The organism is Streptomyces dioscori (genome assembly GCF_003024195.1).
GTDB classification, from domain to species: domain Bacteria; phylum Actinomycetota; class Actinomycetes; order Streptomycetales; family Streptomycetaceae; genus Streptomyces; species Streptomyces dioscori.
In genome coordinates, this window is the sequence record NZ_KZ679069.1 from 12,427 (window position 1) to 34,181 (window position 21,755).

Genomic DNA, 21,755 nt, shown 5'->3' on the forward strand with positions numbered 1-21,755 from the left:
CAGGCTGAATCGGATACGCTGGCGACTGATGATGGTCAAAAACCGACATGACGCCGACCGCGGGATCGAGGAGATCTCATTCGCGGCGCCCGCCGGCACCCCCGCCGGGGTCGAGGTGCTGTCCCTCGTCGACCTGCGCCACCGCGTGCGCATCGAGCGGCTCGCGGCTCCCCAGCGTCCGGACTTCCACCACCTGATCACCCTCACCGGCGGAAGCCTCTGGCACACGGTCGACTTCACCGCCTACGCCCTCGAACCCGGCTCCTGGCTGTGGGTCCGCCCCGGTCAGGTGCAGCAGTGGGGCGACCTCACCCACGCCGAGGGCACCCTGATCCTGTTCCGCCAGGACTTCCTCGATCCGGCCACCACCACCGGCGCCCACGTAGAGGACCCGCACGCGCCGATCCTGCGCCGGCCCCTGCCTGAGGACGCCAGGGTTCTTCGCCTGGCAGCCGACCATCTCGCCGCCGAGTTCCACGCCCTCGGACGCCTGCCCCTGGAGATTCACACCGCGGCCCTGCGCCACCTGCTGGCCGTCCTCGTCCTGCGACTGGCCCACCTCACCGCGCCGGTCGGCAGCCCTGCCCCCGAACCCGACACCACCTACCTGCGCTTCCGTGACGCGGTGGAGAAAGACTTCGCCCGCACCCGCCGGGTCGAGGACTACGCCGACGCGCTCGGCTACTCGGCCCGCACCCTCGCGCGAGCCACCCTGGCCTCAGTCGGCCTGGGCGCCAAGGAATTCATCGACCGCCGCGTCGTCCTCGAAGCCAAGCGCCTTCTGGCCCACAGCGATCAGAGCGCCGCCCGAATCGCCGACCGCCTCGGCTTCTCCAGCCCCACCCACTTCAGCAAGTACTTCCACCAGCGCACCGGCCAGACCCCGATCGCCTTCCGCGAAACGGTCCGGGGACACACCCCGAGGTGAGGTGACCATCGGCGGCACCTCGGGCCCCGAAACGGCAGGGCGATCCGCACCCTCAACGCCAGGGCCTGGGCCGATCACATACTTTGGCGGCACTTTCGCCAGACAGCCAAAGCATTCTCCACTTCTGTCGACGCCGGCGCGTCACTTCACGGGCATCATGCTGCCCGTCGGGACGTGTCAGACTTTGATTCCGAACAATTTTTCCGCATTTCGGAACGCAATCTTCTCCTTGGCTTCGCGTGGCAGAGCGACTCCCCGGAACCAGTCGGTCTGAGTCTTCATATCTGCAAACGGGTAGTCGGTCGCGAACATCACTCGATCCACGCTTACGTGCTTCAGTAGGAGATCGAGCAGTTCGGTCTGTGGGAATGCGCTGGTCGTGAACCAGAAATTGTCGTGGAAATACTGCTCGAACGGCTTGTCCAGGCTCTTCTCGGTCACTTCGCTCATCTTCTCCACGACGCGTTCGTAGAAGAACGGCAGGCCCTCTCCCATGTGGCCGATGATGATCTGGAGCTTGGGATGCCTGTCGAATACTCCTGAGGTGATCATGCGGAGGCACTGAGTGACGACTTCCTGGTGCCATCCGTATGCGGAGATGCTGAGAACCTGGTCCTGGAACTCTTTCTGATATTCCGGCCGCATATTGCTGTAGTAGATGTCGAAAACCTCTTCAGGCGGCAGGCCCGGATGGATGTATATCGGCACATCAAGGGCTTCTGCGCGCGCCAACAAGGGTTCGAAGTCGGGATGGTCGAGGAATTTCTTCCCGATGATTCCGTTGGTCAGACATCCCAGGAAGCCATCCTCCCGAACTGTGCGTTCCAGTTCGTCCGCCGATGCCTCAGGATTCTGCAGAGGCAAGGTTGCAAATGCCTTGAACCGCCCCGGATAGGTGGCCATCGGTCCATCGACGAGCAGCTTGTTGAGGCGATACGCGAAATCGATACCCTTCTGGCCTCTGACATTCTGCACGCCTGGCGTGTGTGCGGAGAGGATCTGAACGTTGAGCCCCGCCTCATCCATTGCGCCGATGCGTCGCGGGCCGAGCTCGGCAAGACCAGTGTCCTCAAGGAACAGCCTGTCGTTCAGCACCATCAACTCGCGGGTGGAAAAGGTCTCTTCCGCGCCGATGAAGGGCAGGTCCTGATCTCGCTGCGAAAAATTCGTAGTCTCGTCGTCCGCTGCCACGTGGGAGGCGATGGCATGCGTGGACAAGCCGGCACCGATGCCAAGTGCTGCCGTACCGGCCAGAAAACCGCGGCGCCCCGTCGTGAGGCGCTTCACAGCGTTTGCGTTGGACGTCATGTCAGTTCCCCTCGGGTGTTTGTGTGGTGCGGTATCCAGGGGGCATCCGTCTGCAGGACGCGACGGGTTACCTCGCTTATCCGGATTCCTACTTCCTACCGAGCGAACCTGAGACGAACGTTAATGCGGCCGCTCAGGCCGTTTTGTGGAAGCAGGTGCACAGCGCACGAACGGCGTGGTGGCGTCGGGGTCCTGCCCGGTCGAGGTCCTGCCCGGCGGGCACGGGCAAGGCGACACAGCTCTCGGGCCGGATCAGCAAGGCGTCGACGCCCACTTGGCCTCACCACGCAGGACACGGTCTCAAGCATTCGTGAGCACAACCTGCGGGCACCACAGCGGCAACGCTCTAACACTGCCCTCAGGTTGATCGGGGACAATGAACGAAAAAGCATCGACTGAAGGGGGGCGGGACGGCGTGCGGATCATGATCGCGGATGACGAGGCGGCCATCCGCGACTCGCTGGAGCGGGTGCTCCAGGTCGAGGGTTACGACACCAGCACCGTCGGCAACGGTTTCGCCGTGCTCGACGGGGTCGGTGGGGCCGGCGGTGACACGCTGGATCTGCTGATCCTCGACGTGATGATGCCCCGCCTCGGCGGATTGGAGACCTGCCGGCGGTTGCGGGCCGCGGGCCGGGATCTGCCGGTGCTGATGCTGACCGCCCGTGACCAGGTCTCCGACCGGGTCGCGGGGCTGGACGCGGGCGCCGACGACTACCTGCCCAAACCGTTCGCCACCGAGGAGTTGCTGGCCCGGGTGCGGGCCCTGCTGCGCCGCCGCACGCCGGCCGACGAGGACTCGCAGATCCTGTCGTTCGCCGACGTTCGGCTCGATCCCGACAGGTTCGAGGCATGGCGAGGCACGCGGCCGCTGCGACTGACCCGGACCGAGTTCTCCCTCCTGCAGGTCCTCGTGAGCAACGCGACCCGGGTCGTGACCCGCGACGCGCTGTTCGAGACGATCTGGGGCTTCGGCATGAGTTCCACTGCCAACAACCTTCAGGTGTACGTGAGTTACCTGCGCCGCAAGATGGAGGCCGAGGGTGAGCCGCGATTGATCTACACGCTGCGCGGCCTGGGATACACGTTGCGGGAGACTCCTCCGTGAGCGGGCACGTCGGCCGGGAACCACGCCGGCTGACCCGATGGTGGCGCCGGCGGTCCCTGCGGGCCAGGCTGACGGTGATCGCGGCGACGGCCATCGCGGTCAGCGTGTTCGTAGCCTTCCAGGTGGCCAGCGAGCTGATGGACTGGGAGCTGAAGGACACCGCCGAGAACCAACTGCGCGCCGACTCCCGCGTCCTGGCGACGAACGCGGAGCGCGCCGGTCTGGCGCGCGTCCAGCTACCGCCGTATCCCGGATCCGGTCGGCTGGCGCGGGTCATCCTGCCCGACGGCTCGATCCGCACGCCGGCCGGCCAACCCGCGCTGCCCCCGGTCAGCGAGGACGCCGGGCGCGTGGCGCAGGGCGCGTCGGCCGACCTGATGGAGTCGAACGACAGCGACGAGGACGGCTACGTCATCTACACGCTGCGGGCGGGCGACGGCGCGGTCCAGGTGGCCCGCGTCGTCGACGACAGCCCGATCAACCAGTTCGGGTTCGGCATGCTGCTGATCGGGCTGCTCTGCGTGGTCGGTGGCGCCCTGGTCGGGCGGACCGTGGCGCGGACCGGGCTGGCACCGATCGACCGGCTGACCGCCGCCGCGGTACGTGTCGCGCACACCCGGGATCTCGACGCCGACATCCCGGATGAGGGCGGTGGTGAGATCCGGCGGCTGATCCGGTCGATCAACGACATGCTCGCCGCGCTCCGGGACTCCCGGCGGGCCCAGCGGCTGCTCGCCGAGGACGCCGCCCACGAGCTCAAGACCCCGCTCACCAGCCTGCGCCTCAACGCCGAGCTGCTGATCCGGCTCGATCGGCGCGGCACCCTGGACAGCGCGCTGCCTGCGGAGAGCCGGACCCGGCTGCTCAACGATCTCGGCGCCCAGGTGGCCGAGTTGAGCACCCTCGTCGCCGAGCTGACCGACCTGGCGCGCGGTGACGTCAGCGACGAGAGCACCGAGGTGCTCGACCTCGCCGACGTGGTGCTGGCCGCCGCGACCCGGGCGGGTTCCCGCGTGCCCGACATCGAGGTGGCGCTCGACGTGACCTCCGTGTGGGTGAACGGGCGTCCCGCCGCGCTTGAGCGGGCGGTGCTCAACCTCATCGACAACGCCGGTAAGTGGTCCCCCACGGACCAGCCGGTCCAGGTCCGGCTCAGGGCCGAGGGCGAGTCGGCGGTGCTTGAGGTCGACGACGCCGGACCGGGCATCGACGCCGCCGACGTACCGCGGGTGTTCGACCGGTTCTACCGTGCCGACAGCGCCCGGGCGTTGCCGGGATCCGGTCTGGGACTGTCGATCGTGCAGAGGGTCGTCGACGCCCACGGCGGCCGGGCCGCTGTCGCCCGCTCCGCACGCGGTGGCGCGCTGCTTCGGGTCGACCTTCCGGCCGCGGCCCCGCCCGCCCCGGTCGCGCGCCGCGCCCCCGGGGAGGACACCGCGGCGCGCTGACCCACCCCGGCGGCGCGACGCGGGACAAAGGGTGGCGGCCCTCGGGCATGGCCCCGCGCGGCTCACCGTCGGGGCAGGACACCGTGATGCGGCGACCCCGGCCCCGGCCGCACCGCGCAGGACCAAAAGACGGTGGCCGTCGGGCAACGCCCCGCGCGGCCCACCACCGGGCAGGACACTGCGATGCGTCGGCCCCATCCCCGACCACACGGCTCGACCACACGACTCGACCGCACGGCTCGACCACACGGCGCAGGACCGAATGGCGGCGACCGTCGGGCCCATGAAAAAACCGGGACGGGCCTGGGGCCCGTCCCGGATCTCGTCCGTGCCGCCGCGCTCACCGTTGCAGCGCGGGCTCCTGCTCCTCGTCGTCGGCGAGCGGCTGTTGGCCGTCCGGCAGCTCCGCCGCTGGACGGGACAGCCGGCTCGGCCACCAGATCCGGCGGCCGATCAGCAAGGTGAGGGCGGGCACCAGGACCGACCGCACCAGCAGGGCGTCGAGCAGCACGCCGAAGGCGACCAGGAACCCGACCTCGATCAGCATCACCAGCGGAAGTGTGGCGAGGACCGCGAACGTGGCCGCGAGGACCAGGCCTGCCGAGGTGATGACGCCACCGGTGGCCGACAGGGCTTTGAGTATGCCTTCTCTGGTGCCGAGACGTACGGTCTCCTCCCGGGCCCGGCTGGCCAGGAAGATGTTGTAGTCGACGCCGAGTGCCACCAGGAACAGGAATGCCAGCAGCGGCACCGAATAGTCGATTCCCTTGAACCCGAGGATCGTGTCGAAGACGAACACGCTGCCGCCGAAGGCTGCGGCGAATGAGACGATCACGGTCGCCATCAGGAGCAGCGGGGCCAGGATCGCGCGCAGCAGCAGCCCGAGGACGAGCAGGACGACGGCGAGCACCAGCGGGATCACCAGCTTCTCGTCGCGCTTGGTGGTCACCTCGGTGTCGAGATTCTCCGCACTTGGCCCACCGACGATTGCCTCTGCCCCGCTCACCGCGTGCACGGCGGTGCGTACCCGCTTGATCGTGTCGTACTCCGCGACGGTGTCCGGCGCGTCCTTCGGGAACACGGAGATGTTGGCCCAGCCACGGCTGGTCTGCTCCGGGACGGCCTGGGCCACGCCGCGAGTGTCCTTGACGATGTCGAGTACCTGCTTCTGGTGCGCCGGCCGCGTGAAGACCGTCATCGGCTGGCCGCCGAGCTCCGGGAAGTGCTGGCGCAGAACGGTGAAGCCGGTGACCGACTCCGGCGCGGACAGGAACTGGTCCTGCTCCCGCAAGGCGCCGGTGTTGCCCGCCAAACCGAGGGCGAGCACACCGAGGACTCCGAGCGAGCCGAGCGCCGCCAGCCACCGGCGGCGGCTGATGGCGGTGCCGAGCCGTCCCCACAGCCCTGGCTTCTCCTCCACGGCCGTGCTGAACCGCGGGATGGCCGGCCAGAAGATTCGCCTGCCGAGTACCACGAGCACCGCCGGGAACAGCGTCAGCATGGCCACCAGTGCGCACAGGATGCCGGCCGCACCGATCGGGCCCAACCCGCTGGTGCTGTTCAGGTCCGCGACGAGCAGGCAGAGCAGGCCGGCGACCACGGTGGCCGCGGACGCGACGATGGCCGGCGCCGCGCCGCGTAGCGCGTGGACCATCGCGACCCGGACGTTCTCATGGTGGTGCAGTGCCTCCCGATATCGAGCGATGAGCAACAGCGCGTAGTCCGTGCCGACGCCGAACACCAGGATCGTCAGCAGCGCGTTGTTCTGGTCGTTGACCACGATGCCGAAGCCCTTGACGAGCAGGTAGACGGTCCCCATCGAGGTCAGTGCGGCCGCGCCGACGGCCACCAGCGGGATGATCCACAACACCGGGCTGCGGTAGGTGAGGATGAGCAGGAGCGTGACGACGACGATGGTGGTGAGGAGGACCTGCACGTCGATGCCGTCGAAGACGGCATCCATGTCGCCGTCGATCGCGCCAGGGCCGGTCACGTCGAGTTCCAGGCCGGAGGGGCGGTCCTTCGCGGCGTCACGCAACGGGCCGACGAGGTCCTCCGGCGCGCCGTAGGTCGTGCTCACCTCAAGGGTGAACATCATCGCCTTGCGGTCGGTGGAGGGGCTCGTCGTTGAGCCCTCGTCGTCCTCGCCGGCCGCCGCCGTCGCCTTCGGCGGGTACCGCTTGGCAAGGGTGTCGTAGTGGCGCTCGACCGTCGCGCGGTCGGCGTCGGTCATGCCGCCGGCGCGGTGGTACACGAAGACGAACGTGCTGTTGTCACCGCCGGGGAGACTGTCGTCCAGCACCGCCACCTTGGTGGACTCGGCACTGGCCGGCAAGGTGTCTACTGCGCTGTCGGTGGTGACCGAGCTCAGCTTTCCGCTCAGCGGCACCATGCTCGCCGCCAGCACCAGCCACAGGCCGATCACCAACCATGGCACCCACCGGCCTGCCAACCGGCCGGCCGGCGCTTTCCCGGACGGCGCTGCGTTGACTGCCATCACTAGCCTCCTACATACGGGTTACATCGCTTATCTGGACGCCTACTTCGTACCGAGCGAACCTGAGACGACTGTTAATAGGGCCGCTCAGGCCGAGTTGGCCGAACCAGGTGCCCAGGTTCGGTGGTCGGGCGACAGCCTGGCGGCCCTGACCGCGGCACGACCACGGCAGTGCGTCCCCCGGCCAACACAGCCCGTACGGGCCATGCTCGGCCCGCCAGTTGCTGCTCGGACGAGCACTGTGGCGGCGGGCTACTCGCCGCCTCGCAGACGCTGCCTGACCCGTACTCCGTTCAGGACGACGTCGATCGCCGCCAGCCCGACCCCGCCTTCGAGGCAGCCGGAAGCGACGGCGCTGCTTTCGACGCCCACAGCGGCGATGCACACATCCATCTCGGTGGGCCACAACGGCATCCGTGTCGAGCCCGTGCAGACCTCGGTCCGGCTGCTGACGTATCTGTCGGGCGCGTCGATGCGCCGGCGGATGACGGCACCGACGAACAACGTCGAGGCGTACAACGGGTTCTCCGGGTGGCTGCGTTTCGGCAACTGCGGGGTGGCCGCTGACGATGACCTCATCGAGCCGGAGGACCTGGCGGAGCTCTCCCCGTACCTGACGGAGCACGTCATCCAGCTCGACGGCGAAGACGTGACAGAGGCGGCCTGCAGCGGGTGCCATCGGCCGCTCGGCGGGATCCGCCCAGCCCTTGACTGCGGCCCGCCTGATGTCCAACCTGCTGTTCCGCACCCGTGACTCCTCGGCTCGGCCAGTTGGTAAATGGCAGAGCCGAGCGAGGCGTCATCCAGGTGGCGTCGCACAATGAGCGGATGACCCATACCGAGGATGCGGCCACCGCACACGCCTGGGCGGCCCTGGGGGGCCGGAGCCAGCTGGTTCAGAACGTGTCCTTCGAAGGACCGGGCGCAGTCCTGCCGTCGCGTCTGCCGGTGAGGGAGCTGGCGCGGGCCGGCGTCGGAGTGGCCTCGTTGGCGGCGGCGGAAATGCTGGCGCTGCGCAACCGCGTGCCGGTGCCCGCTGTGCGGGTGAACGAGGCGGCGGTGGCCACCGCGTTCGTCAGCGAACGCCATCTGCGAATCGCCGGCCGGGCCCCGACGTCTTTCGCCCCGCTGTCCGGGTTCTGGCAGGCGGCCGACGGCTGGGTTCGCACCCACGCCAACTACCCGCACCACCGAGCCCGGCTGCTCAGCTCCCTGGGTATCGCGGACACAGGAGGGGACCAGGCCCTGGCGGGGGTGCTTTCGAAAGAGCTGTCATCGCGACCGGCGGGGGAGGTCCAGGAGACCGTCTACGCGGCGGGCGGCCTTGCCGTGGCCGTGGCTTCCACGCCCGCTGCGGCCGTACCCGCCCTGGTCCAGACGCGGCACGTGGGTCAGAGCGGCCCTCGACTGCTGGCGCCCGCATCGGTACCTGCCCAGGACGTGCGGGTCCTGGACCTGACCCGCGTCCTCGCCGGCCCCGTCGCCACCCGCACACTGGCACTGCTGGGCGCCGACGTGCTGCGCGTGGACGCCCCCCAACTCCCCGAGGACCCCGATACTCACACCGACACCGGCATGGGCAAACGCTCCACGTTGCTGGACCTCAGCAGCCCCGGCGACCGGCACGCCTTCGAGGACCTTCTCGGTCAGGCGGACGTCGTGGTGACCGGCTACCGCCCCGGCGCCCTGGACCGGCACGGACTGGCCCCGGACGCGCTCCTGGACCGGTACCCCGGCCTTGTCGTGGCCCAATTGTGCGCCTGGGACTGGTCCGGCCCCTGGGCCGAGCGTCGCGGCTTCGACAGCCTGGTCCAAGCCGGTACCGGTATCGCCGCGATCGAGGCCACGGCCGACGGCCGCCCCGGTGTACTGCCCGCGCAGGCGCTGGACCACGGAACCGGGTACCTGCTCGCCGCCGCCGTCCTCCGTGCACTGAGCGACCGTCTGAACACCGGCGGTGGACGGCATCTTCGCCTCTCCCTGGCAGGCACAGCGTCCTGGCTGCTGCACGACATCCGTCCCACCCCCGCTCAGGGCGAAGCCGACACCTACGATTCCGGAGTCTGGCTCACCGAGACCGAATCGTCCTACGGACTGCTGCGTCATGCCCTGCCCCCGGTCCACTTCAACGGTGCACCCGTGAACTGGGACCATGCACCGACCCGGTGGGGCACCGATTCGCCGAACTGGGCCTGAAACCGTGACGGCCCCTGGGTCTTCAAATAACCATCGTCTACTGACGATCATGAAACCGGTCCGCGAGGGCCCGGGGTCGCCTTCAAAAACTCCTTCAAAAACCCCGACGCTTCGACACCCTCCGATCACCGTCTCTTGAGAAGATCCGGGGAGGGAACGCACCCTCCGAGCCCTTTGCACTCCTCGTCGCCGCACCCGCTGTACGGACCGACATCAAGATTGGTCACGCTCCGGACGGTCCACCGACTACCCGCAGCACCTGGGCAGCATCACTGGCTGCGCCAGGCCTCCAGGCGCTGCGCGATGGTGCGTAGGTCGGCTTCCTGGGTGCGGATGGCTTGGGCGAGTTCGTACAGGTCGTCGTCCTTGGTCTGGAGGGGTTGGCTTGAGAGATGCATGTACTGGCTGGTGCAGGCCCATCCGATGACGAGGTTGTAGTCGGTGAAGGGGCGCAGCAGCAGCGCGGTGTGCAGGAAGGTCGCGGCCCGGGAAGCGGGTTCCTCGTAGTACAGGGTGCCGCGCTCGCGCTCGAAGGTGTGCCGGTCGGCCATGAAGCCCAGCGCGCCCCAGTCGGCGATGGGCACGTTCAGCGGGGAGATCGCGGACTGGATCTGCAGGACCCAGCCGACGTCGACGCGGATGATCGCGCTCATCGCTGTCCTGCGGGGAAGCGCGCCTCGATGCCGGGCAGGACCCGGGCCGCTTCCGCGACAGCGCCTTCCACGAAGGCGAGCCGGTCGGCCTCCTCGACCGTCACGTCGTGGACGTGCTGCTTCAGACTCCGGCCCGTCAAGGCCGCTCGTTCCCGCAGTCGCGCCATCTCTTCTTCGCTGAATTCCACGTTGAGTGCTGGCATATTCTCAAGGTACCCCATCCGGTACCGAGTGAGGTACCCACTGCCGCGAGGTGGCAATACGGGTGCGAGTGCCAGGCACTCACGCCGAGACCCAGCCCCGGTACAGGACTGGCCCTCTCCCGCACTCCCGGCCGCGCCACCGTACGGACTGCACGAGCCGGACCCGTCGTACGACGTCCGTCACCGCGCCCCGCTTTTCGTCAGGCCGGGGACTCGCCGGCTTTCTCGACGGTGACCGGTCCCGGCCCCCGCCCTGGCCCAGGCCCCGGACCCGGTCACCGTTGAAGTGGGTACCCAGGGCGAGCAGCCACCGCTCGACGCCGAAGTCGCCGCAACTGGTGGAGACCGGGTCGCCGTCGGGCGCGGTTATCTGCTTCGGACCCCGGACATCGCTGGCGCCGCCGGTTGGTTGTTCTGCGGTCTGGCGGATGGCCTCACCGACGTGGGCCTACGCGGCGATCATGCCGCTTGTCCCTGTGAACGGTTGTGCCCGTCGCGGACTGTGAATCGGGCTCGTGGACGCGGTGTTGTGTGCGGACGATCCGGTCGCCGTGTGTGCTCAGTCGTCCCCGAAGCCGTCGTACGTGTCCGAGTTGTCGGTGGCGTCGGCGAACTCCGAGAAGTCCATGTTGGCGATGGCCAAGTTGTTGGAGACGTCGGCGTACCAACGGGTCGGAAGCCGGAATGTCCGTCCGGGTTCATCAGAGAGGTCGACGGCCAGGAGTGGATGCTCCGTGCCGGTCATGGTGGTCGCGTCAGCGAGGAACACATAGAACAGTTTGTTGTCGCCATCAGCGGCAGCATCCGCGTCGATCAGCGTCTGAACACTGACATCGGTGAAGGAGGAGTCACTGACGAACGTTGCGTCGCGGTAGTCGCCCGATTCGCCGATCTCTGTCTGCACCACCTCCCACGCCGCCTCGTTGCTGAAGTCGGTACGAAGTACCAGTGAGGACAGATCATCGGGTTGTGGAAGGTGCATGCATGCCATCCTTGCACCCGAGGACAAACGTCGCTAAGGCAGCACCAGAAGTGACTGGATCAAGGCCGGAGGGCAGGCGGGGCCTTGCTGTTGCGGTAGGCATCGAGCTCAGGGACGGCAGGCGGCGCTCACCGCGGCACAGCGCAGGGCGGCGGCCGATCCTGGTCGCCGGTCATGGCCCACCCGTCACCATCGCGAGTCGGCGGTAGACGTAAGAGCGTCTTTCCAGCCGTTCGACCTGGGCGAGCACCCGGTGGCGGGCGTCCAGCGAACGCAAGTGCTCCAAGAAAGCGCGTCTGTTCGTGTGTGCCGACAGTCTGGTCCGCCATTGCGTGGGCCCTGTGACCAGGTCCGCAAGGCCTGGCCCACAGAGCTACCGCATTACCGTGTACGTGGTTCTCAACGGCCGTTGTCGTACTGGAAGTAGTAGCCGGAGGACGCGAAGTACTTGCACGCGACTGTGATGTCGTAATAGCGCCGGAACTCGTTCTGAACGGTCAAGCAGGAGGAGTAGGTGCCGAACGGCCCCTGCCACTGCAGGCTCTGGATGCCGGCGCTCGCCCTGTGAGACGCCTGCTGCGCCGCCTGCTCGCCGGCTTGCGCGGTCGCAGCGGCACCGGTGACAGCGCCGGCGGCGAGCGCCAACGCAAATGCCGTCTGCATGATCTTCTTTAACATGGTTCCCCCACAAGTCATCAGAAGCACGTGACCGGTCGGCTGTGGACCGGATCTGGCTTCATCCTGTGCTCGGCTTGATGTATGGGCAACTCCTTTCAACCCAGACCAAAATGCTTGGTTTTGCGGGGGCTGCGCGGGCGGGTGTCTTGCCGGTGGGTATGCCAGGCTCTCGGATCGGGCTACGGACGGTGATGACGGCCGTGCCTCAGGTGGAGGACCGCATCGCTGCCGCATCGCCGCCGCTCGGAGGGGCCGTGCCGTTCTGCCTCAACGCGACGATGAGCCCGAGGAACGGGACAAGGAGCGGGACCAGGCCCGAGCCGTGCGGCCGCGTGCCGTGACTCACGCCGCCGCGGTGCGGTACGTGCTGGGGCTGAGGCCCTTGTGGCGTTTGAAGGCGGCGCTGAAGCCGAAGGCGTCGGCGTAGCCGACGGTCTTGGCGATCTGGGCGATGCTGAGGTCGGTGTCGGCCAGGAGTGCCACGGCGTCGTCCATGCGGCACTCGGTGAGGTAGGTGAGGGGCGGACGGCCCATCAGCTCGGTGAAGCGCCGGGCGAACAGTGCCCGGGAGACCCCGGCTTGAGCGGCCAGCGACGCGACCGTCCAGCTCTCGGCGGGCCGCCCGTGGAAGGCGTGCAGAGCGGGGGCCAGGACCGGGTCGGCGAGGCCGCGGTACCAGCCGGGCGCGTCGGCGCCCGCCCGGTCGAACCAGGTGCGCAGCGTGCAGACCAGAGCCCAGTCGAGGAGCCGGTCCATCAGGGCCTGCGAACCGACGGAGAGTCGGGCGGCGTCGGCGGCGGAGTTCTCCAGCCAGGCGCAGGCCTCGGCGTCCTCGGCGACGACCAGGACGGGCGGCAGGGCGCGCAGGAGCCGTTCGTGGCGGTGCCCAGAGGCGCGGTAGGCGCCCACGATCAGCGCGGTCGCACCCTCCGGACCGGTGCCCCAGTGGATGCCGTCGAGTTCCTGGCCGTCGCACGCGGCGTCCGGGGCGAAGCAGTTGATCTCGTATGCGGTGTGGGGGCGGTGGACAGTGGCAGGCTCGTCCGCGAGGCGGAACCGTGCGGGGCCCCGGACGAGGGCGGTGTCGCCCGCGCCGATCGCCCGCTCGGTACCGTCGGACAGCAGCAGTGTGCCGCCACCGCGCAGCACGCTCACCATGGTGAGCGGAGCGGCGTCGGCGAAGGTGATACTCCAGGGCGCCGTCAGGACGGCATGGCTGACGACCGAGCCCTCGGCCCGGATGCCGCTCAGTAGTGAACTCAGAGGATCCACAGCACGATCGTAGACGATCTCCTATGTATGGGAGCGTTTCTCCCATGGATCATCCACGGCGGCGCGGTTGTACTGGACTCACTGCACAGATCGAGCCTTCGGGAGACACCGTGCCGCAGCACAGCAGTGACACCAGGACAGCCCTCGTGGTCGTCGCGCACCACCGCAGCGATTCCCTCACCGCCCACACCGCCCGCCGCGCGGCTGCCCAGATCGAGGCCGCCGGATACCGCATCGACCTGCTCGACCTGCACGCCGAGGGGTTCGACCCGCGGATGAACACGGAGGATCAGCCGGACTGGGGCAACCGGGACAAGCCGTACTCGGACGAGACACACGCCCACATGCGGCGGATCCTCGCCGCCGATGTCATCGTCGCCGTCTTCCCGGTGTACTGGCAGAGCGTGCCCGCCATCCTCAAGGGCTGGATCGACCGCGTATGGAACTATGGGTTCGCCTACGGCCGCAGCAAGCCCCGCCTGGCGGGCAGGCGCATGCTGTGGCTGGCGCTGGCCGGTGCCACCGCCGACGACCCCATCGCGGAGTCGATGCAGTCCGTCCTCGAAGCCAACCTGAGCGACGGCATCGCTTACTACTGCGGCTTCTCCCGCTCCACCGTAGGGCTGCTCCTGGACGCGGAGGAGCGACCGCAGCGCATCGACGCCGACGGCGTTCTGCTGGTCGGCGAAGCGGTCGCCGGCGCCGAGCGCAAGGCGCAGTACACCGATTTCGACCGTCGGGCACGGAGGTTCGTGGAGGAGTTCCTCGCGGACGAACTCGTCGCGGCCTGACGGCCGCCGCATCGCGTGGGCCGACACTGCGGCAGTCGGTGCGGAACCTGGCGGCCCGGTGCGCAGTGGCGGACGCGCGCGGGTCTGCTCGTTGGTCTGGTTGTGGCGAAGCGTCGGTCGCGGCCGTGGATCGTGTCGGATGAACTGTGGTCGCTCATCGAGCCGTTGCTGCCCGTGCCGGCGCCGATGCTGGTCAAGGGCAGGCCGCGGGTCCCGGACCGCCAGGTGCTGTGCGGGATGCTGTTTGTGCCGCACACCGGCATCCAGTGAAGGTACCTGCCCCAGGAGCTGGGATTCGGGTCGGGGATGACCTGCTGGCGGCGTCTGTCAGCGTCTGTCGGCATGGTACGAGGCAGGTGTCTGGGACCGGCTGCATGTGCTGCTGCCAGAGAAGCTGCGGTCGAAGAACCAGCTCGACGGGGACCGGGCGGTGATCGACTCCTCCCACGTCCGGGCTGCTCGAAGGGGCGAAAAAGCGGTCCCGGCCCGGCCGGCCGCGCATGGCCGGGCAGCAAGCACCACCTCATCGTCGACGGCCGGGGCATCCCGCTCGTGGTCACGCTGACCAGCGGCAATCGCAGCGATGTCACCCCATTCCTGCCGCTGCCGGACGAGATCCCGGCAGTGGCAGGCCGGGTCGGCAGACCGCGTGGGCGCCCCGATGCCCCGCCGGCCGACCACGGCTACGACCACGACAAGTACCGCCGCCTGCTGTGGCAGCGCGGACTCCGCCCCGTGATCGCTAAGCGAGGCGAACGTCACGGCACCGGCTTGGGCATCTTCCGCTACGTCGTCGAGCGCACGATCGCCTGACTCCACGGGTTCCGCCGTCTGCGCATCCGCCGGGAAAGACGCGACGACATCCAGGAAGCCTTCCGCGCATTCGCCGTCCGCCTGATCACGCACTGCTACGTCCGACGGCTCTGTCAGGGACAGTAAGCAGCTGGATCGGGTTGGGCACGGGTGCAGCGCGAGTACGCAACGGGGGAGGCCGACGAGGATTTGCTGCTGACACGGCCGGGTTTCGACGGTCCCTCTGGAGACACCGGATGTGGCCCGCGTCGATGCCACCAGGGCAGGGCAAGAAGGAGGGCTGCCCAGGTGCGTCCGTGTGCGTCCGTCGGCCGTCTGCGCCGCGCCTGCACTCAGGCGTAGTGCCGGTACACGGCCTGCGCCACACACGCGGGCTTGGTGTTGCCTTCGACCTCGACCGTGAAAGTCAGCTGCATCTGCACACCGTTGCCCTTCACCTCCTCGACCGAGCCGACCGTGCCGTGCAGCCGGATCTTGGCGCCGACCGGCACCGGGCTGGGGAAGCGGACCTTCTCCAGGCCGTAGTTGACGCTCATGGAGACGTCCTGGATCTCCAGCAGGTCACCGAAGAGCGGGATGTTGAGTGCGAGCGTGAGGTAGCCGTGGACGATGGGCCCGCCGAACGGGCCCTCCTTCGCGCGCTGCGGGTCGGTGTGGATCCACTGGTGGTCGTCAGTGGCGTCGGCGAAGGTGTTCACCCGCTCCTGCGTGATCTCCAGCCAGTCGGTACGGCCGAGGTCGCTGTCGGCGAGGGCGATGAGGCCGTCGAGGCCCTTGGCGGTGGTCGTCATGGAACATTGCCTTTCAGGTGGTGATGAGGAAGTCTCAGTTGTCGGGAGTCAGCTGGTGGGACCGGGGCGGGTAGGTGTCGAGCACGGCCGGTTTGACGATCTTTCCCGAGGCTGTGCGGGGCAGTTCGGGAGCGAAGACCACGGTCTTGGGGATCTTGTACTTGGCGAGTCGACCGTGCAGATGCGCGAGAACCTCGGAATCATCGGGCCGGGCTCCGGTCGCCAGGACCACGACCGCGTGGCCGACCTCGCCCCATACGGCGTCCGGCACCCCGACGACCGCGCACTCGGCCACCGACGGGTGGCTCAGCAGGGCGTCCTCGACCTCGGCCGGGTACACGTTCTCCCCGCCGGAGACGAATATGTCCTTGACCCGGTCGACGATGTAGGCGTACCCGTCGTCGTCCGTCCGCGCGACGTCGCCGGTGCGCAGCCAGCCGTCGTCGCTGACGGCCGCCGCGGTGTCCTCGGGCCGGTTCCAGTAACCGCGCATGACGTTCGGGCCCTGCACGAGGACCTCGCCGCGCTCACCGGGCCCCGCGTCACGCCCGTCGGGGAGGGTGATCCGGGTGTCGGTGAAGAAGTGTGGCACTCCGGCGGACCCCGCCTTCGCCGACGACTGCTCCCGGTCGAGGAAGAGCACACCGGGTGACGCCTCGGTCAGGCCGTACCCCTGGCTGATGGCCAGGCCCCGGGCGAGGTAGGTCCTCAGGGTGCGGGCCGAGACGGGCGCGCCGCCGCAGTTCAGGGAGCGCAGGCTGGACAGGTCGGCGTCCGCCCACCGAGGCTGCGCGGCCATCGCGTCGTACATGGTGGGGACGCCGAACATGTACGTCACCCCCCGCTCCTCGATGAGGTCGAGGACGCGTGCCGCGTCGAAGCTCTCCAGGAGCACCACTCGGCCGCCCTTGAGGAGCGTGGGCAGGCAGGTCATGTTGAGGCCCGCGGTGTGGAAGAGCGGGGCGACGACCAGCGTCACCTCGTCGGTGCTCAGGTCGGCGTCGACCAGGACGTTGACGCTGTTCCAGGTGATGTTGGCGTGGGTGAGCACGGCCCCCTTGGGGCGCCCCGTCGTTCCGGAGGTGTACATGATGATGCAGGCATCGTCCGGGCCGACGGTCATGTCCAGCGGGCCGGTGCCGCTGCCGGCGAGCAACTCCGCGTAGCCGAGGGCGGCGTCCGCGGGTGTTCCGAGGGTGATCCGGTGCCTGATCCCGCTGCCCGCGGCGGCCTCGATGGCCGTGGCGGTGTGTGCGGGACCGTGTACCAGCACGGTGCTGCCGGAGTCGGCGAGGCTGTACGCCAGTTCCGGTGCGGCCAGCCGGGTGTTGAGCGGCACGAAGACCGCGCCGGGCGTTCCGGCCGCGAACAGCGTCTCCAGGAACGACGGCTGGTTGGGCCCGAGCTAGGCGACCCGGTCACCGCGGGCCACCCCGAGGGAGCGCAGCGCGTGGGCCAGTCGCAGCACCCGTTCGTGCAGTTCCCGGTAGGTCAGTTCCGTGTCCTGGTGGACGACCGCTGTACGCTCCGGTGTTTTGCGGGCCCGGCGCGCGGGCCAGGAACCGATGCCGTGGTTCAGCACGGCGCCCTCCTTGTGAGACGTTCACAGTCGTTGGTTTTGAGTCCTTGACCAGACCGAGCAGCCGGGCGGCGTTCTCCTTGAGGATCTTGCGCCGGACCTCGGGTTTGAGGTCGAGCTGCTCGAAGTCGGCGAGCCACCGGTCGGGGGTGATGACCGGGTAGTCCGAGCCGAAGAGCACCTTGTCCTGCAGCAGGGAGTTGGCGTAGCGCACGAGCTGGGGCGGGAAGTACTTCGGCGACCAGCCCGAGAGGTCGATGTACACGTGCGGTTTGTGTGTCGCGACGGCCAGCGCCTCGTCCTGCCACGGAAAGGAGGGGTGGGCCAGGATGATGCGCAGCTCGGGGAAGTCCACGGCCACGTCGTCGACGAGCATCGGGTTGGAGTACTTCAGCCGGATGCCGCCGCCCCCGGGCACGCCGGCGCCGATCCCGGTCTGCCCGGTGTGGAACAGGGCGGGGACGCCGAGTTCCTCGATCGCCTCGTAGAGCGGGTACGCCATCCGGTCGTCGGGGGAGAACGCCTGGACGCTCGGGTGGAACTTGAACCCGCGCACTCCGTGCTCCTCGACCAGACGGCGGGCTTCGCGCGCACCCGCCCGGCCCTTGTGCGGGTCGACGCTGGCGAAGGGGATGAGGACGTCGCCGTGTACGGCGCAGCTCCCGGCCACCTCCTCGTTGGCGATGCGGGGATGGCCGGTGGCGTGCTCGGCGTCCACGGTGAACACCACGGCCGCCATGTGGCGTTCCCGGTAGTACGCGGCCATCTCGTCTATGGACGGCTGCCGGTGGCCGTGGGCCTTGAAGTACTCCTCGGAGGCGCCGAAGAGTTCGGGGCTCAGCGCTCCGTGACCGCTCTTGGAGATCTCCGCGTGGGTGTGGACGTCGATCGCGGCCAGCGCGGCGACGTCGATGGCCTGGTCGCTCATTTCAGGCCTCCGGGGCCTTCGGGGCGGGGATGCCGTACGTCTCGGGCTCGGCGCCGACGCCCTCGTGCCATCGTTCGGCGATCGTGTCGGCGCTCCAGCCACCGTCGGCGAAGGCGACCGCCTTCTCCGCCGGGTGGGACCAGAGCGCGAGCCGGTCACCGCCGATGCCGATGGCCTGGCCGGTGACGTCCTTGGAGCTGTCGGAGCCGAGGAAGGTGATGAGGCCGGCCACGTCCTCCACGGTGCCGAGGCCCTCGTCCTTGCGCAGCCAGTCGGGGAGCGGTGCGCCGGTGCGCTCGGCCTCCTCGATGACCGGCCCGAAGGCCGGGATGGTCTTGGTCATCTCGGTGGCCGCGACCGGCACGATCGCGTTCACGGTGATGTTCGCGCGGGACAGTTCCATGGCCCAGGTGCGGGCCATCGCGACGATGCCGGCCTTGGCGGCGGCGTAGTTGGTCTGCCCATTGCCTCGCTGGCCGGCGGGGGAGGAGATCAGCACGATGCGGCCGCCCTCGCCCTGCTCGCGCATCCGCACCGCGGCGGAGCGGGCACAGGTGACAGGTGAAGGTACCGCGCAGGTGCACCCTGACCACGTCGTCGAAGTCGTCGTCGGTCATCTTCCACAGCACCCGGTCGCGCAGGATGCCGGCGTTGGTGACGAGGACGTCGAGGCGTCCGAACTCCCGCACCGCGGTCTCGGTCAGCAGTTCGGCCGCTTCGCTGTCGCCGACGGCGGCCACCGCGCCGGTCGCCTTGCCGCCGGCTTCCGTGATGGCGGCGACGGCCGCGTCGACCACCTTTGCGTCGACGTCGTTGACGACGACGGAGGCTCCGGCCGCGGCGAGCGCCTCGGCGTAGGCCAGTCCAAGGCCGCGTCCGCTTCCGGTGACGACGGCGACTTTGCCGTGCAGGTCCATGACTGCCCCTCTTCGCTATTGACAGGAATCCTGTTGGTTCGACGACTCCAGTGTTCTCATTCATCAGGAATCCTGTCAATGGGCTAGGGTGAGTCGCCAGGAGGGACCGAACGGCCCGCAGCGGAGGCACGGCATGACGGAGGCGGCGCAGCCGGTGGCCGGGAGTGAGGCGGAGGCGGGGCCTTCCCTGCTCTACCTGCTCAAGCGGGCGGAGCTCGTCGTACGGGCCCGGCTGGAGGAGCTGCTCAAGCCGGCCGGGGTCACGGCCCTGCAGTACACCGCGCTGACCGTGCTCGAACGGCATGACGGCGTATCGGCCGCCCAGCTCGCGCGGGACTCCTTCGTCACCGCCCAGTCGATGGCGGACATGGTCCGTGCGCTGGAGAGCCGCGGCTTGGTCCGGCGCGAGTCGAACCCGCGCAACCGGCGTGAAAAGGTCATCCGGCTCACGGATCCCGGACGCCGGCTGCTCGCCGACTACGCCGAGCAGGCCCGGCGCCTGGAGGAGCGCATGGTCACCGAACTGGCGCCCGCCGACGTCGAGCGCTTCCGGAACGCGCTGAAGAGCGCGCACCGGGCACTGTCCTGACGTGACGCCGGGGCACTCACGGCTTGGAGCGCTTCACCTCTTCCAGCTTGCGCGCCCGCGCGGCCTGCTCGAAGGGCGTGTCGCCGTGTGCCCTGCGGTCGCCCAGCGACGCGTAGAGCTCCGCGATCGCGGCGGAGTCGTGGTGGGACGCCAGCTCGGCCAGCTCGGGGGAGACGGTGGCGAGGATCTGCCGGAAGTGCAGTTCGGCGAGCGGCCCGAGGCGGTCGTAGATCTGGACGAAGACCTGCTGGGCGCGAGGCCGGTCCTCCTCCTCGGGCGGCTGTTCCCCGGCATCGAGGCGATCTACCAGGAGCGCCTGCAGACCTGGCGCGACTGGCAGCCGACGTCCTTGCGCGCGTTCGGGCCAACGATCGGTTGACTCCGGCGACGGGCCGACACCGCCGGCCGTCGGCCCGTTCCTGGTGTTCGGGCGCACATGCTGTCGGTACCCGACAGGCGTAGGACGTCGAACGCGGAAGCGCACGGGTTCGCAGAATCTGGCAACGGTCTGACGGAACTGGTTCGCCAGCTGGAGTTGCCGACGTGGAACGAGTGGGTTCGGTCCGGCTGGCCGTTGTGATCGGTCAAGCTCCGAGGTCGCGGGTGGGGTGAGTTCGCAACACCAGTGTGCCGCGCGGGTGAGTCCAGACAGTGTTGAAGCGAGGGTGGGTGATGGCCACCCCGCCCAGGCTTCCGGTGATCACGAATGAGACATTCATTGACGCTGGAGAATCGGTCGAGGGCGCCGCATCACGGCCCATAACGCGCAGGGCTGGTCAGTCTCGGAAGTGTGTGATCCGAATACGGAAGCAACCCTTTCAGAACGCGTCTGGCGCGAGCGAGTGCACCCTCGGGTTCTACCGATGATAACTGTCCGCATTGAATCTAGTGCAGTGAGTGACGTCTCTTTTAGTGTCAAACCGTCGCCAACACCGTATCCCTGGAGGATTCGTGGCAAGGTTCCGCACTCGTCTGGCACTGCTCGGCTCGGTAGCGGCTCTCACCGCCGGCGCCTTCACTCCCGCACAACTCGTCGGGGCGCAGCCCGCCGCCGCCGCGGACTACGACTGGGTCGCGCTGGGCGACTCCTACACCGCCGGGGTCATCCAGGCCGCCGGAGACGTCTTCGAGATCCCCCGGGACGGCTGCGAACGCACCGACCGGTCCTACCCGCAGGTCATCGACCGGGACCTCGGTTCCCTGATCGAGCTGACCAACGTCAGCTGCGGCGCCGCCACGATCGAGGACATCACCTTCAACGCGCAGCAGCCGATCGGCCGTAACATGCCGGGCAACCCCGACCCGGACTACCCCTTCCCCCCGGTGCCGCCGCAGTCCGAGGCGGTCGGGCCCGCCACCGACGTCATCACCGTCGGCGTGGGCGGCAACACCCTCGGGTTCGCCGACATCCTCTTCAAATGCCTGGAACTGGGACAGGGCAGCGGCGGAGTTGGCACGCCCTGCAAGGACGAACTGGCCGCCGGTATCCCCGGCAAGCTGAAAACGGTGAGCCGCGACTACGACGAGATGCTCGCCAGGCTCCATGAGAAGGGCCCGCACGCCAAGATCCTGGCCGTCGGATATCCCACGGTCATCCCCAGGGACACCTCCAAGTGCCGGTACAACGACATCCACCAGTTCTTCTCGATCACGCAGGGGGACTTGGACTGGCTGCGCCAGGACGTCCTGGACCCCCTCAACAAAACCATCGAGAAGTCGACCGGCACGCAGGACACGGCCACCTTCGTCAACCTCTACGACTCCTCCGAGGAGCACAGCGTCTGTGACGCCGGCAAGTGGGTCGAGGGCATCTTCGACAGCGATGACAGGCCGGCCCTCGTGCACCCGAACGCCAGGGGCCACCGCAACGCCGCCGACCACATCACCTCGGAGATCCTGAACGCCCTCGCCCCGACGGACTGACCCGCACACCGCACCCGACCCTCGATCCGATCCAAGACGGAGTTGCCTCCGGCCGTCGGGTCCGGAGGCAACTCCGTTCCTTACCCCGTGTCATCCGCACGAGCCGGCCGTGCTTCGAGCCATCACCGCGCAGCTTCGTCATACGCTCGGG

The 21,755-nt window shown here is 68.6% G+C and carries 17 protein-coding genes and 4 pseudogenes; 9 read left to right on the forward strand and 12 right to left on the reverse strand.

The window, feature by feature from the left end:
- Positions 1-31 precede the first annotated feature (31 nt).
- Complete coding sequence (locus tag C6Y14_RS43385; RefSeq protein WP_107022466.1) at positions 32-928, forward strand: helix-turn-helix transcriptional regulator; 897 nt, start codon at positions 32-34, stop codon at positions 926-928.
- A 177-nt stretch (positions 929-1,105) separates the two neighbouring features.
- On the opposite strand, the gene C6Y14_RS43390 is transcribed toward C6Y14_RS43385, so the two are convergent.
- Complete coding sequence (locus tag C6Y14_RS43390; protein ID WP_107022447.1) at positions 1,106-2,236, reverse strand: amidohydrolase family protein; 1,131 nt, start codon at positions 2,234-2,236, stop codon at positions 1,106-1,108.
- 415 nt (positions 2,237-2,651) lie between these two features.
- Between C6Y14_RS43390 and C6Y14_RS43395 the strand changes: the two genes are divergently transcribed.
- Together C6Y14_RS43395 and C6Y14_RS43400 are read left to right on the forward strand one after the other, a co-directional pair.
- Positions 2,652-3,344 carry a response regulator transcription factor gene (locus C6Y14_RS43395; RefSeq protein WP_107022448.1) on the forward strand — a complete coding sequence of 231 codons (693 nt, stop codon included), beginning with the start codon at positions 2,652-2,654 and terminating at the stop codon, positions 3,342-3,344.
- The gene (locus C6Y14_RS43400; protein WP_107022449.1) at positions 3,341-4,792 is read left to right on the forward strand and encodes a HAMP domain-containing sensor histidine kinase; all 1,452 of its coding nucleotides are present in this window, start codon (positions 3,341-3,343) and stop codon (positions 4,790-4,792) included. The genes C6Y14_RS43395 and C6Y14_RS43400 overlap by 4 nt, the downstream gene beginning before the upstream one ends.
- A 340-nt stretch (positions 4,793-5,132) precedes the next feature.
- On the opposite strand, the gene C6Y14_RS43405 is transcribed toward C6Y14_RS43400, so the two are convergent.
- On the reverse strand, positions 5,133-7,289 hold the full coding sequence (locus C6Y14_RS43405) for an MMPL family transporter (RefSeq protein ID WP_107022450.1): 2,157 nt from the start codon (positions 7,287-7,289) through the stop codon (positions 5,133-5,135).
- A gap of 379 nt (positions 7,290-7,668) precedes the next feature.
- Here C6Y14_RS43405 and C6Y14_RS43410 point away from each other — a divergent pair, with 379 nt between their 5' ends.
- Both C6Y14_RS43410 and C6Y14_RS43415 read left to right on the forward strand, forming a co-directional pair.
- Positions 7,669-8,043 carry a Tn3 family transposase gene (locus C6Y14_RS43410; protein ID WP_159074426.1) on the forward strand — a complete coding sequence of 125 codons (375 nt, stop codon included), beginning with the start codon at positions 7,669-7,671 and terminating at the stop codon, positions 8,041-8,043.
- A gap of 224 nt (positions 8,044-8,267) precedes the next feature.
- A complete protein-coding gene (locus C6Y14_RS43415; RefSeq protein WP_107022467.1) occupies positions 8,268-9,485 on the forward strand; it encodes a CoA transferase in 1,218 nt (405 codons plus the stop codon).
- Between the two features lie 269 nt (positions 9,486-9,754).
- Here the strand turns inward: C6Y14_RS43415 and C6Y14_RS43420 are convergent, their stop codons facing one another.
- From C6Y14_RS43420 to C6Y14_RS43440, 5 genes are all read right to left on the reverse strand, one after another.
- Positions 9,755-10,138: a hypothetical protein gene (locus tag C6Y14_RS43420; RefSeq protein ID WP_107022452.1), complete on the reverse strand. Its 384-nt coding sequence runs from the start codon at positions 10,136-10,138 to the stop codon at positions 9,755-9,757.
- A complete protein-coding gene (locus C6Y14_RS43425; RefSeq protein ID WP_107022453.1) occupies positions 10,135-10,341 on the reverse strand; it encodes a hypothetical protein in 207 nt (68 codons plus the stop codon). Before C6Y14_RS43425 ends, C6Y14_RS43420 begins: the two co-directional genes overlap by 4 nt.
- Before the next feature lie 559 nt (positions 10,342-10,900).
- Entirely contained in the window at positions 10,901-11,323 is a 423-nt protein-coding gene (locus tag C6Y14_RS43430) for a DUF6924 domain-containing protein (protein WP_107022454.1), read from the reverse strand.
- Between the two features lie 399 nt (positions 11,324-11,722).
- Entirely contained in the window at positions 11,723-12,001 is a 279-nt protein-coding gene (locus C6Y14_RS43435) for a hypothetical protein (RefSeq protein ID WP_107022455.1), read from the reverse strand.
- Between the two features lie 342 nt (positions 12,002-12,343).
- Positions 12,344-13,273, reverse strand: coding sequence for an AraC family transcriptional regulator (locus tag C6Y14_RS43440; protein WP_107022456.1), 930 nt, complete (start codon positions 13,271-13,273; stop codon positions 12,344-12,346).
- A 110-nt stretch (positions 13,274-13,383) separates the two neighbouring features.
- On the opposite strand from C6Y14_RS43440, the gene C6Y14_RS43445 reads away from it, so the two are divergent.
- Complete coding sequence (locus tag C6Y14_RS43445; protein ID WP_225891576.1) at positions 13,384-14,064, forward strand: NAD(P)H oxidoreductase; 681 nt, start codon at positions 13,384-13,386, stop codon at positions 14,062-14,064.
- Between the two features lie 102 nt (positions 14,065-14,166).
- Positions 14,167-15,003, forward strand: a pseudogene (locus C6Y14_RS43450) (IS5 family transposase).
- Positions 15,004-15,209: 206 nt separating this feature from the next.
- On the opposite strand, the gene C6Y14_RS43455 reads toward C6Y14_RS43450, so the two are convergent.
- The 4 genes and pseudogenes from C6Y14_RS43455 to C6Y14_RS43470 form a co-directional block, all read right to left on the reverse strand.
- Positions 15,210-15,668, reverse strand: coding sequence for a MaoC family dehydratase (locus C6Y14_RS43455; RefSeq protein WP_107022458.1), 459 nt, complete (start codon positions 15,666-15,668; stop codon positions 15,210-15,212).
- A gap of 34 nt (positions 15,669-15,702) precedes the next feature.
- Positions 15,703-17,250 (reverse strand): annotated as a pseudogene (locus tag C6Y14_RS43460) (acyl-CoA synthetase).
- 43 nt (positions 17,251-17,293) lie between these two features.
- A pseudogene (locus C6Y14_RS43465) lies at positions 17,294-18,175 on the reverse strand (amidohydrolase family protein); the annotation flags it as partial.
- Between the two features lies 1 nt (position 18,176).
- Positions 18,177-19,092 (reverse strand): annotated as a pseudogene (locus C6Y14_RS43470) (SDR family NAD(P)-dependent oxidoreductase).
- 133 nt (positions 19,093-19,225) lie between these two features.
- Between C6Y14_RS43470 and C6Y14_RS43475 the strand changes: the two are divergent.
- On the forward strand, positions 19,226-19,681 hold the full coding sequence (locus tag C6Y14_RS43475; protein ID WP_199855077.1) for a MarR family winged helix-turn-helix transcriptional regulator: 456 nt from the start codon (positions 19,226-19,228) through the stop codon (positions 19,679-19,681).
- A 16-nt stretch (positions 19,682-19,697) separates the two neighbouring features.
- Here the strand turns inward: C6Y14_RS43475 and C6Y14_RS44715 are convergent, their stop codons facing one another.
- Positions 19,698-20,117, reverse strand: coding sequence for a hypothetical protein (locus C6Y14_RS44715; RefSeq protein WP_199855078.1), 420 nt, complete (start codon positions 20,115-20,117; stop codon positions 19,698-19,700).
- Positions 20,118-20,632: 515 nt separating this feature from the next.
- On the opposite strand from C6Y14_RS44715, the gene C6Y14_RS43485 reads away from it, so the two are divergent.
- Positions 20,633-21,604, forward strand: a complete 972-nt coding sequence (locus tag C6Y14_RS43485) for an SGNH/GDSL hydrolase family protein (protein ID WP_199855079.1) — start codon at positions 20,633-20,635, stop codon at positions 21,602-21,604.
- The last annotated feature ends 151 nt before the right edge of the window (positions 21,605-21,755 follow it).